The sequence below is a fragment of the Kitasatospora sp. NPDC085895 genome, assembly GCF_040702125.1.
GTDB lineage: Bacteria > Actinomycetota > Actinomycetes > Streptomycetales > Streptomycetaceae > Kitasatospora > Kitasatospora arboriphila.
Genome location: NZ_JBFBJY010000148.1, coordinates 1 through 9,385, shown reverse-complemented (window position 1 = coordinate 9,385; position 9,385 = coordinate 1). Strand labels below are relative to the sequence as shown.

Sequence of the window (9,385 nt, the reverse complement as noted above, 5' to 3'; positions counted from 1 at the left end):
TCGCTGCCAGCGCGACTTGTTGCTCACTCGGAGTCCCCATAGCACAACAACGAGCCCCAAACCCGGAAGCTACGGGTTGATGATCTGCGCGCCCTTAACTACCCGGCCTTGGGACCTGTCCCCGATGGGTGGACACCTTCGATCCCGGCCTTGGTCCCCTTGATGATCAAGTGTTCCCCGCAGGCCTGGCACACACAGCGTTCTTCGGCCAGGCCGCCCGGCAGGGCTGGGCTGCTACCCCGTCGTCGAGCCACAGTACGCGGCCGGTGGCGACGTCCAATGCACTTCTTCCCCTGGCATGATCATGCCTGCACAAGCCGGTCCGGGCAGCCTTTTTCCGCAACAGCGATGCCGCGATCGTCGAAAGGGGCTGATCCTGATGGCCTGTCACGTGGCCTCAGTTGTGCGCTAGTTGTCGTGGCCTGCTTTGTGCAGGTCAGGGGTGACGGCCTTGTCCCCATGGGCTGTGGTCCGGGATCATGTGGGGGTCGAGGGGCTACACGAGGGGGACGTCGAATACATGGCTACTGCTGCACCACGCCGGGATATGACGACCCAGGTCGCCGATCTGTTGTCGTCACCCGTTCTGAACGGGGTGATCGGGGTCGTCGGTCTGGCGACACCGGTGATTGGCTGGGCCAGCAGCGCGGTGAGCCTCAAGGCCGTCGTCGTGGTGGAGACGGTGCTGGTCCTGCTGCTGGTGGCGAACCATGTCTGGATGCGGCAGGTCTACATCCACCTGCGGCGCGCCAACAATCGGGACATGTCGGATGGCCGCTACTTTGACTTGGTGCGCAGCCAGCTGGAGCAGGAACTCATCGCCGACTTCGGCGAGATCGCGGACGGCCACCTGCAGGTGTATGCCACCGAGGTGCCGCGCCTGTCGGTGCTGCTGTTCCAGGTTCTGATCGACTCCGGCTCCGAGCCCAAGCGCGTCCTGGCCGCTGACCTGACGACCAACCCGAACCTGCTCACGCAGCGTCGGGAGTACCTGGCGGTCAACCGTCGCCTGATCGAGTCGGGCGGCACGATCCAGCGCCTGTTCATCTGCTGGGCGAACGACCTGGTGCGCGAGGACTATGCGCGCTCCCTGCTCCAGCTGATCGACCACCACCGCTCCCTCGGCGTTACCTGCGGCATCGCGGTTCGCGACCGGCTGCGCGCGGACCAGGCGATCGACTTCGTGGTGGTCTCGCGGGCTGCGGTGCTCGTCGAGGAGGACCAGGGCGACGCGGATTACACTCGCGGCCGCTCCTCGGTGTACTTCAAGCAGGTCGACCGGTGGGCCGGTCGGTTTGAGTCGATCTGGGGGCACGGCGCCGGTGCTGCCCCCTTCGCGCTGCAGTCTTACGAGTCTGTCGCCCGTCCGATGCTGGACGCTGGAACGTGGGAGCAGGGTCGGGCCACCGAGGCCGTCGACAAGCTCTGAGGGCCGCCGCCCCGCCAGGGGTGATCAACGCCTCGGTAGGATGACTGTATGAGCCGGTCGGCAGGGCCGGTGCGAGGTGGAGAGCGGCCCATGTCACACTCACTTTCGATTGCCAAGACCCACGGGTCGCGCAACGACATTTTCGTGATCGACGGCGCCCCGGAGGACCACTTCGCCTCCGCCGACATCGCCCGGGCCGTGACGAAGCTCTGCGATCGCAAGGTGGGCCTTGGCTCCGACGGCGTCTACTTCGTCGCCGACCACGGCGACGGCACCGCGGACGCCTGGTTCTTCAACCCTGACGGTTCCCAGGCTCTGCTGTGCGGCAATGGCATGCGCTGCGCTGGTCGGCTGCTGCTGGACCGCCACGCCGCGGACAGTTACGTGGTTAATACCGGCCCGTACGCTTTCACCATCCGCAGCGCGGACTTCACCCCGCAGGGCGTGCGGCAAGTTTCGGTCGAGCTTCCGCCGGCGAACTTCCTGCCCTCGGATGCGATCGTTGCGGGGGTTGCCTCGCCGTTCATCGGCAAGGTGCTGCCGGCCTTCCATGCAGTGCTGCCGGTGTCCGCGGTGGCGATGCCGAACTCGCACCTGGTCTCCGTCATCGACGCTTACGACAAGAGCGACCTGGTTGCGACCGGTACCCGCGTCGCCGACACCCCGGAGGCGTTCCCCATCGGGGCGAACGTCTCCTTCGTCCTGCCGATCGGTGACGGTGAGGCGTTTGTGCGCACCTTCGAGCGGGGCGCAGGTCTGACCCCCTCGTGCGGATCGGGAAACTCGGCCTCTCGTGCGGTCCTGTCCCAGCTGAACCTGGCCGACCCTGACCAGCCGGTCGTGGTGCGCAACGCCGGCGGGCCTGCCCGCATCTGGCTGCAGGAGCGCGACGGCGGATGGCAGCCGGTCCTGGAAGGCAATGCCACCATCGTTTACCGGGTCGAGACGGACGCGGACGCCCTGCTGGCCGACGGCCCGCTGAACATGGTGGTCGGGGAAGCCTACGGTGCCGAAATTGATGCTTTCGACCTGCTGTACCAGGACAATCTGAAGGCACTGCAAGCAGCCGGAGTCAGCCCGGACCAGCTCTGACGTCGCCGTCCCAGCACCCCTTGGGCCCGGGGCCGCGCAGAGCGCGGAGCCGGGCCCGAGGGGGAGTTGGAACATGCTCACGTACTTATCGATCATTGCCGCCGCTATTGCGGTGCGCCAAGTAGACCGCTGGTGGTTCAGTCCCCGGCGGGGCAAGGCGCCTGTCACCACGCGCCGGGACCTGGTGGCGCTTCAGCGCGCCCGGGCAAACGACATCACACCGGTGCTGCTGATGGTCGGCCACTGGGCGGAGATCGGCGGCTGGTGGGCCGTGGCCGCGCACGGCGGCCCGGTCGGATGGACGGTGTCGGCGCTCGCGGTGGCGGTGAAGTTCCGCCACCTCCAGGAGGTCAGCCACTTCGCCGTCCACGGCGTCCTCACCCGCTCCCCGCGCCTGGGTACCGTGCTGGCCGAGGCCCTCGTTCACGTGCCGATGGGTCTGGTGCCGGTACCGGTCAGGCGCGAGCGGCATGTGCGCCAGCACCACCCGAACGCGACCGTTGCCGGAGTGGATCCCAACCTGGCCGACCTGGAGCAGGCCGGCTTGGTGCCTGGCGTCGGAACCTGGCGGTTCGCCCGGGGTATCGTCTTCCCGCTCACCCCGGCCGGCCTCGCGGACACCTGCCGCTCTCTGGCCGCCAACCTCGCGCCCAGCGCCAGCTGGTGGCGCCTGCCCGCGTTCGGCACGGCCGCGACCGCTGCGTTCCTCGTCGGTGGCTGGCCCGCTGTGCTATTCGCCTTCACGCTGCCCCGTCTGCTGATCTACCCGCAGCTCGCCTGGATGTCCCTGATCGTCGAGCACCGCTGGTTCGACGCCGAGCCCGTCTCGGGCAGCCCCGCCGCGGTGGAAGCGGCTCGCTGCCTGCGCCTGTACCCGCAGAGTGCCGCCCTTGCGCTGCTTGCGCGCGGTACCTGGCTGCCCTATGGCGACCTGTTCCACTACGCGCACTCGGCGCACCCCGCGGTGCGCTGGAACTACCTGCCGGCGTTGGAGCGCATCATTGGGATGCCTCACTACACGCCGTCGGGGCTGCTGGCCGGCTCCTTCGCGGTGGTCGGCCATCATCGGCGGGCGCTGTGCCAGCTGGTGTCCGATGTGCCGTCGCCTGCTCGGAGTGCCCCGGCAGCCCTCTGAGAGACCTCCCTGCGGGACTCGAGTTGGTATGCAACTGCCCCCTGGCCACTGGGCCAGGGGGCAGTTGTGCTGTTTGGCCCGCGCGGGCCGGTGCACTCAGAGGCCAGCGAGCCCCGGCTCCCGGTTGCGCACGCCATCGAGGAAGCAGTCCCACTCGAAGGCGGTGAAGACGTGCGGGCGCGCCCCGCCAAGAAGGTCGTGCAGCACCACGCCGTCGCCGGTGACATTGACCCGCGCGCCGGATCCCGGCCGGAAGGGCGACCCGCTCCAGTGCCGCGGTGCTCTCGGCATCCGACAACGCCGCCGAGGCAACGTCCCGCTCCTTCAACCCGCACTCCTCGCCGCTTCAGGCTTCGACGGACGGTCCCGCCCAGAGCCGACTATGGCGGGTACGGGTACGTACCCATTGGAGGATGCGGGTACGTACCCGTATCCTGATGGGGACCGAGAGGAGCACCACCCATGGCCGACGCCAACGTGCGCATCCCCGCCGAGACCCGCGACCGCCTCGCCGAGGTTGCCGCCGCCGAGCACCTGTCCCTGCGCGCCTACCTGGCCCGCCTCGCCGACACCCTGCTCACCCCCGCCGAGCGCGCCGAACGCGCCGAACAAGCCCGCCAGAAGCTCCAGGCCTGGAACGGCTACGACCCCGACACCGCGCACACCCAGCAGCTGGACGCCGAGCTCGACCGCCGCCTGGCCCAGGCGAGCGGCCAGTGACCGCGCTGCACGTCGTCCTCGACGACACCGCCATGGTCGCCGCCGGCCGCGGTAACATCCTCGCCTCCCGCCTCATCCACCGCGCCCACGCCGAAGCCGGCTGGTACCTCTACGCCCCCGCCTGCGCTCTGGTGGAAGCCGACCGGGAACGTCCCGGCACCGCCGAACACCTCGCCGCCCTCCCCGCGGTCACCGTGCTCGACCTCGACCTCGCCGCCGCCCTGGCGATCGCTAGCGACACCACCTGGGCCCAGGCCCACACCCGCTACGCCGCCGCCCCAACCCCGGAGCGCCCGGACGGCGCGGTCGTCGCCACCGTCGACCCCGCCCGCTGGAAGGGCCAGCCGGTCCGGGTCATCGACCTAACGCCCTGACCCCCCACACTCGGCGGCCGGTGCACCAGCACCCCCTGCCGCTGTGCTACACCCGTGCAGAACCTTGGCGCAGCGCTGCGGGCTGCTGCGCCAAGGCGCCCAGCAGCGGGTAGTTCCGGACCGATCAGTCTCTCGCCCTGCTGCGCCGGGCCCTCGAAGAACCTCTCACCCGCTGGTAGAGCGGGCCAACCGGTGCGGCCGCTCGCGATTGCTTGGATGAGCCCCGGTCCCGGGCGGCTACGACCGGGTGCCGGAAGCCGCAAGCTCCCCGGTTGCGTGCTCGCCGGAGCGGACCACGATCGGGCCGAGCTCGTCCTTAAGCTCCTTGTAGACCGTGCGCGCGCTGCCCTCGTGGGCGTATCCGGCAAGCCGGGCGAGCGTTCCTCGGGACAGCTCCCGTCCTTTGGCCCGGCCGCGCCGGCGTCGACGGCGCTGAACGCCCGAGGCGGGCTGCTCAGACGTGGCCCTCGGGCAGCTCGCCCCGGAACAACACGTGCCAGTGCTGGTGCTTGCTCTCCTGGTACTCGCCCAGGTTGGTGACGACGCAGCACGCGCCGTACTCCTCGCGCACTTTCGCGGCCACCGACCGCACGACCCGCAGCACCTTCAACAACAGCTCCTCACCACCCTCGCCAAGGTCCTCCAGCGACGGCGTGTGTGGCTTCGGCACCACCACGATGTGCACCGGGTACGACGGACGGGTGTGCTCGAAAGCGAGCACGTCATCCGTCTCCTCGATCACCGTGACCGGGGTGTTCCCGGTCAAGGCCTCCTGGCAGTAGAAATCCGACACCTGCTCGGTGGCAGTGGTCATGCTGGTCACCCATCCCTAGTGCTGGACCCGGCGCCGCTGACCGGCCGCGCCGCCCGGCGGCCAGCGCTGTGCCGTGCCCGGGGTGCGCGATGGTGCCAGACAGGCGCCAGCCTACCGGGGAGACCTGAATGACCATCAATTCACATATGCCACAAGATCATCCGATCAACATATGAGGTGAATCAACATGCCCTTGACCGCCGTCACCGCCGCCGGCAGCCGCCTATTCCCTGTCTCCAGGACCATCACCAAGTGCATGCTCCGGTCTCAACCGGCCCGTCCTGGACTACACCCTGGCCGATTGCATCGCAGCCAGCGCCCAGCGGATCGCCATCGTCGCCCCGCCCGGTGAGGGCGCCCGCCAGATCCGACACTACGTCGCCGACGACCCCGAGCTGCGCATGTACTTCGAAGGTCGTGGGTGGCAGGACAAGTACAAGCCCGCTGCCACCTTCCCGGGGGACATCACCGTCATCGAGCAGCCCCGCACCAGCGGCAGCTACGGCACCGCCCTGCCACTGATCTATGCCGCCGACTGGGTAGGCCAGGACGACGACGTGCTGCTGGTCTCCGGCGACGACCTGCTGCTGCGCGCCAACGGCGGCTTCGACCTCGCCGACCTGGTCGCCGCCGGAACCGCCGGCGCGCTCGCCGCCGCCACCGTAGTCTCCACCTCGAAAGCCGGTTGACATTGCGCGGCGGCGTGGTCGGCGGCAGGGCTGGTGGAGGGTCGCGGTGACCGCGGGAAGGTGGCGTTGCGCAGCGGCTGCTGCGAGGGTCGAGGTGCTCGTTGATGCCTGAGGTGGGGCAGGCGGCGATCGGCGTGCTCCCTTCGGCCAGGGGTCATCAGGACCTCGTCGAAGGGGTCGTGGTGAGCAGCGGGGTGCGGCCGCCGCCCCTCAGGAGTGAGGTTTTCTCAGCGGTGATCACTTCCAGATTCCGTTGAGGACGAGGGCGGCTCGGGCGATGTCGCCGATCCGGCTGGGGCTGAGCGTGACGTGCTGCAGGGCTCGCCATCGCTGTTTGAGCTCGGCGGCCGCGCGCTCGCCCAGGGCGCGTACGTGCCGCAGCAGGGCGTTGAACATGCGGGTGTCGACGTGAAGTGCCTGTTCGGACTTGCCCTTTGGACGTCGGACGGGGATGCGGATGCCGATGCCCGCGCCGATGTAGCCCTTGTCCGCGAGGGTCGGCAGGCCAGTGGCGGCCGCCTTGTAGAGGGCGGGCAGGGCGTGGATGCGGGCGGCGGTGATGTCGGGGACACTGCCGGGTTCGACGTCGGAGACCCACAGTGGGGTGCCGTCCGGGGCGGACAGGAACTGGATGTTGCCGCCGAAGGCCTTGTGCTTCTGGCTGAACCACAGGTCGTTGCCGTTCTCGCGCACCCCGGTGAGGCGGTCCGATTCGATCAGCGTGCCGTCGAGGATCACATGCGTCATGCCCTCGTGCCGACAGCGGGTCAGGACCTCGTGCAGGTCGGGGGCCTGGTCGGCGAGGACGTCGATGCCCTCGTGCAGGTAGCGGTAGCCGGTGGCCTGGGAGACGCCCGCGTCGCAGGCCAGGCAGTGCACGCATCCGCGTTCGCGGAACCAACGCAGCACCAGCACCGCCTGCCGAAACGGACCCAGCGCCCGGGAGCGCTTCGGGGTGCCGATCCGGCGCCGGTGGGCGGCCAGCAGACGGGCCAGGAACTCGACGACGTGGCGCGGGACGTCGAGCGTGGCAACATAGGTGACCAACGTGAAGCCTCTGGTTCAGCGGACGATCTTGTGAGAGAGACCTGTCCTACCAGGGGCTTCACGTCTGTCCGCGGCCGGGCCCGCGCCCGCTCGTCCACGAGGCCATCGGCCGCCCCCGCATCGCAGAGATCATTTCGCTGAGAAAACCTCAGTGACCATGGGATTGGCCTATCTGGGGGCTCCTTCGGCTGTCTAGGGGAGTCAGAGGATGTTCCATCGGAGGTCACTGTTCGCATGGCGAAGCCCCTTTACCCGACGCACTACCTCGGTCAGGGTGGGCGAATTCGCGGCAGCCCGCTTGGCGTTTGTGGTGATCATTCGAAGCTCCCGTAGATCACGCAGGACGGTGTACCCGTTCCACTTGGTTACGTCGAATCCGTAGGCGCGGGCGAAGTCCTTGTAGTGGGAGGCTCCGTAGCCGAACCTGCGGCAGTGGATCTCCACGGTGACCAGGTCGAGTTCGGCCGGGCCGTGGCATGCGGTGTCCCAGTCGCACAGCACCGCGCCGTCCGGGTGGTGGAGTGCGTTGCGGTGCTGGGGGTCGCCTTGCAGCAGGCCGGGCGGCAGGGCGAAGCGGACCTTCTCAAGGTCTTGTTCCAGCTGGTCCACACGTGCCGATAGGTAGGCGATGTCGGTGATCTGCAGGGCGGTGGTGGCATCGAGTGATCGTCGGATGGCCGAGACTGTGTCGAGCGGCCGGACTTCGAAGGGAGGCGGGGGAAGCCGGTGCAATGTGCGGAGGGGTATTGCCAGGTCGGCAGCCGGCACGGGGACGTCGGGCTGCGGCAGGTATTCCCAGAAGGTCACCGTGTGCGTGCCGACACTGACTGGTTGATCCACTGCCAGTAGTTCGACGGTGGGGAAGTTCAGGCTGGTGAGCCATCGGACCAGCTCGACCGTGCGTCGTACGTTCGCGTGGGGGGTGCCGGCGCGGGCGATCTTGGCGACTGCCCCAGCAGTGGGGAGCCGGAAGACGGCGTTCGTGTGGCCGCGCAGTATCTGCGCGCCGGACGGGTCGAGACCGACCTGTCGGCACGCGCTCTCCAGGACGTCGGACACTTCGGACTCGGCGAAGCCGCCGATCCGGGCAACCGGAGCACTCATGCCTGTAAGGCTGACGGGCGGATGCCCCTTCTGTCACATCCCGCCGGTCGGCAGCGCCAGGATCTCACCGAGTTCCCGCGCCGCCCGCGCAGATCGGGCGTTCTCCGGCAGTATGGCGATGATGTCCTGAGCCCTGGCGCCGAGGATTTCGGTCCGGTGCGCGGTAGGAACCGTCAGGTAGGTCTGGCCGGCCAGCTGGCACGCTTCGGTGATGCTGCGCTCGTGGATCAGGCACATCGCTTCCTCGAGGCGTAGCAGCGCCGGGTCGATACCGGTCCGACCCGAGTACAGCGCCAGGGCCTCGGACTGTATGTGGCGTGCGTGGGTGATGTCGCCGAGGTAGGTGTAGGCGCCGGAGAGGTAGAGCAAGAGCCGGCGCAGGGGGAAGGCCCAAGCGTCGTCGGGTTGGGATGTACCCTGCCGGGATCGGTCGAACAGTTCCCGTGCTTCCTTGATCGCTGCACGAGCCGCTTCGGCGTTGCCCTGCCGGGCGTGCGCCCGTGCTGCGGCGGCTGCGGCGAACGCACCGGTGGGCGTGGGGCGGTTGCGGTTGAGGAGCCGCGCTTCGTGGGTGAAGCTCACCGCGCGATCCAGCGGCCCGTAGTAGTAGGGCAGCATGGCGGCCTGAACCCGCACACGTGCCCGTAACTCCCAACTACCGCTGTCGTCGGCCGCGGTGCGCGCGGTGCCGTACCACAGCTGTGCCTGGCCCAGTCGCCCGAGCTTCATCAGCGCATCTGCGATCAGGGTGGCCAGGACCGCGATCATCTCCGACAGGTGGACCTGGACGTGGGCGGGCTGCCGCTCACCGGCGAGAAGGCGTACCTCGTCCAGGTCGCGTAGGAGCTGGGCGAGCATCTCCAGTGGCGGGGTGACGACGTAGGCGCGGCGGAGGTCCATCAGCCGCTCGTCCAGGACCTCGAGTCGTCCTGCGCTGACGGTCGTGCTGGCGAGCGTGCCCTCGACCGCCCGGCGGTGGGA

At 68.9% G+C, this 9,385-nt stretch carries 11 protein-coding genes; 6 read left to right on the top strand and 5 right to left on the bottom strand.

Features of this window, described 5'->3' with window-relative positions; genetic code table 11:
• Nucleotides 1–547: 547 nt before the first annotated feature.
• From AB0442_RS40500 to AB0442_RS40490, 3 genes are all read left to right on the top strand, one after another.
• On the top strand, nucleotides 548–1,429 hold the full coding sequence (locus tag AB0442_RS40500) for a hypothetical protein (RefSeq protein ID WP_366168535.1): 882 nt from the start codon (nucleotides 548–550) through the stop codon (nucleotides 1,427–1,429).
• Nucleotides 1,430–1,519: 90 nt separating this feature from the next.
• Nucleotides 1,520–2,521 (top strand): diaminopimelate epimerase, encoded by a 1,002-nt coding sequence (gene dapF / locus AB0442_RS40495; RefSeq protein WP_366168534.1) that lies wholly within the window; start codon nucleotides 1,520–1,522, stop codon nucleotides 2,519–2,521.
• 73 nt (nucleotides 2,522–2,594) lie between these two features.
• Nucleotides 2,595–3,656 (top strand): fatty acid desaturase, encoded by a 1,062-nt coding sequence (locus tag AB0442_RS40490; protein ID WP_366168533.1) that lies wholly within the window; start codon nucleotides 2,595–2,597, stop codon nucleotides 3,654–3,656.
• Nucleotides 3,657–3,752: 96 nt separating this feature from the next.
• Here the strand turns inward: AB0442_RS40490 and AB0442_RS40485 are convergent, their stop codons facing one another.
• Nucleotides 3,753–3,947, bottom strand: a complete 195-nt coding sequence (locus tag AB0442_RS40485) for a hypothetical protein (protein ID WP_366168531.1) — start codon at nucleotides 3,945–3,947, stop codon at nucleotides 3,753–3,755.
• A gap of 171 nt (nucleotides 3,948–4,118) precedes the next feature.
• Between AB0442_RS40485 and AB0442_RS40480 the strand changes: the two genes are divergently transcribed.
• Nucleotides 4,119–4,376 (top strand): Arc family DNA-binding protein, encoded by a 258-nt coding sequence (locus tag AB0442_RS40480; protein WP_366168530.1) that lies wholly within the window; start codon nucleotides 4,119–4,121, stop codon nucleotides 4,374–4,376.
• A 5-nt stretch (nucleotides 4,377–4,381) separates the two neighbouring features.
• The gene (locus AB0442_RS40475) at nucleotides 4,382–4,750 is read left to right on the top strand and encodes a hypothetical protein (protein ID WP_366168536.1); all 369 of its coding nucleotides are present in this window, start codon (nucleotides 4,382–4,384) and stop codon (nucleotides 4,748–4,750) included.
• Between the two features lie 454 nt (nucleotides 4,751–5,204).
• Here the strand turns inward: AB0442_RS40475 and AB0442_RS40470 are convergent, their stop codons facing one another.
• The gene (locus AB0442_RS40470; RefSeq protein ID WP_366168529.1) at nucleotides 5,205–5,564 is read right to left on the bottom strand and encodes an HIT domain-containing protein; all 360 of its coding nucleotides are present in this window, start codon (nucleotides 5,562–5,564) and stop codon (nucleotides 5,205–5,207) included.
• Between the two features lie 401 nt (nucleotides 5,565–5,965).
• On the opposite strand from AB0442_RS40470, the gene AB0442_RS40465 reads away from it, so the two are divergent.
• Nucleotides 5,966–6,253, top strand: a complete 288-nt coding sequence (locus tag AB0442_RS40465; RefSeq protein ID WP_366168528.1) for a hypothetical protein — start codon at nucleotides 5,966–5,968, stop codon at nucleotides 6,251–6,253.
• A 237-nt stretch (nucleotides 6,254–6,490) separates the two neighbouring features.
• Here AB0442_RS40465 and AB0442_RS40460 read toward each other — a convergent pair whose 3' ends face one another.
• From AB0442_RS40460 to AB0442_RS40450, 3 genes are all read right to left on the bottom strand, one after another.
• A complete protein-coding gene (locus AB0442_RS40460) occupies nucleotides 6,491–7,300 on the bottom strand; it encodes a transposase family protein (protein WP_366168527.1) in 810 nt (269 codons plus the stop codon).
• Between the two features lie 201 nt (nucleotides 7,301–7,501).
• Nucleotides 7,502–8,404: an aminoglycoside phosphotransferase family protein gene (locus AB0442_RS40455; RefSeq protein WP_366168526.1), complete on the bottom strand. Its 903-nt coding sequence runs from the start codon at nucleotides 8,402–8,404 to the stop codon at nucleotides 7,502–7,504.
• Nucleotides 8,405–8,437: 33 nt separating this feature from the next.
• Nucleotides 8,438–9,385: hypothetical protein (locus tag AB0442_RS40450; protein WP_366168525.1), on the bottom strand; the 948-nt coding region annotated here is incomplete at its 5' end.

Bases quoted from the DNA above. Each gene is read 5' to 3' on its own strand.
- AB0442_RS40500 (WP_366168535.1), top strand. From the start codon at position 548: ATGACGACCCAGGTCGCCGATCTGTTGTCGTCACCCGTTCTGAACGGG.
- dapF (WP_366168534.1), top strand. From the start codon at position 1,520: ATGTCACACTCACTTTCGATTGCCAAGACCCACGGGTCGCGCAACGAC.
- AB0442_RS40490 (WP_366168533.1), top strand. From the start codon at position 2,595: ATGCTCACGTACTTATCGATCATTGCCGCCGCTATTGCGGTGCGCCAA.
- AB0442_RS40485 (WP_366168531.1), bottom strand. From the start codon at position 3,947: ATGCCGAGAGCACCGCGGCACTGGAGCGGGTCGCCCTTCCGGCCGGGA.
- AB0442_RS40480 (WP_366168530.1), top strand. From the start codon at position 4,119: ATGGCCGACGCCAACGTGCGCATCCCCGCCGAGACCCGCGACCGCCTC.
- AB0442_RS40470 (WP_366168529.1), bottom strand. From the start codon at position 5,564: ATGACCACTGCCACCGAGCAGGTGTCGGATTTCTACTGCCAGGAGGCC.
- AB0442_RS40465 (WP_366168528.1), top strand. From the start codon at position 5,966: ATGTACTTCGAAGGTCGTGGGTGGCAGGACAAGTACAAGCCCGCTGCC.
- AB0442_RS40455 (WP_366168526.1), bottom strand. From the start codon at position 8,404: ATGAGTGCTCCGGTTGCCCGGATCGGCGGCTTCGCCGAGTCCGAAGTG.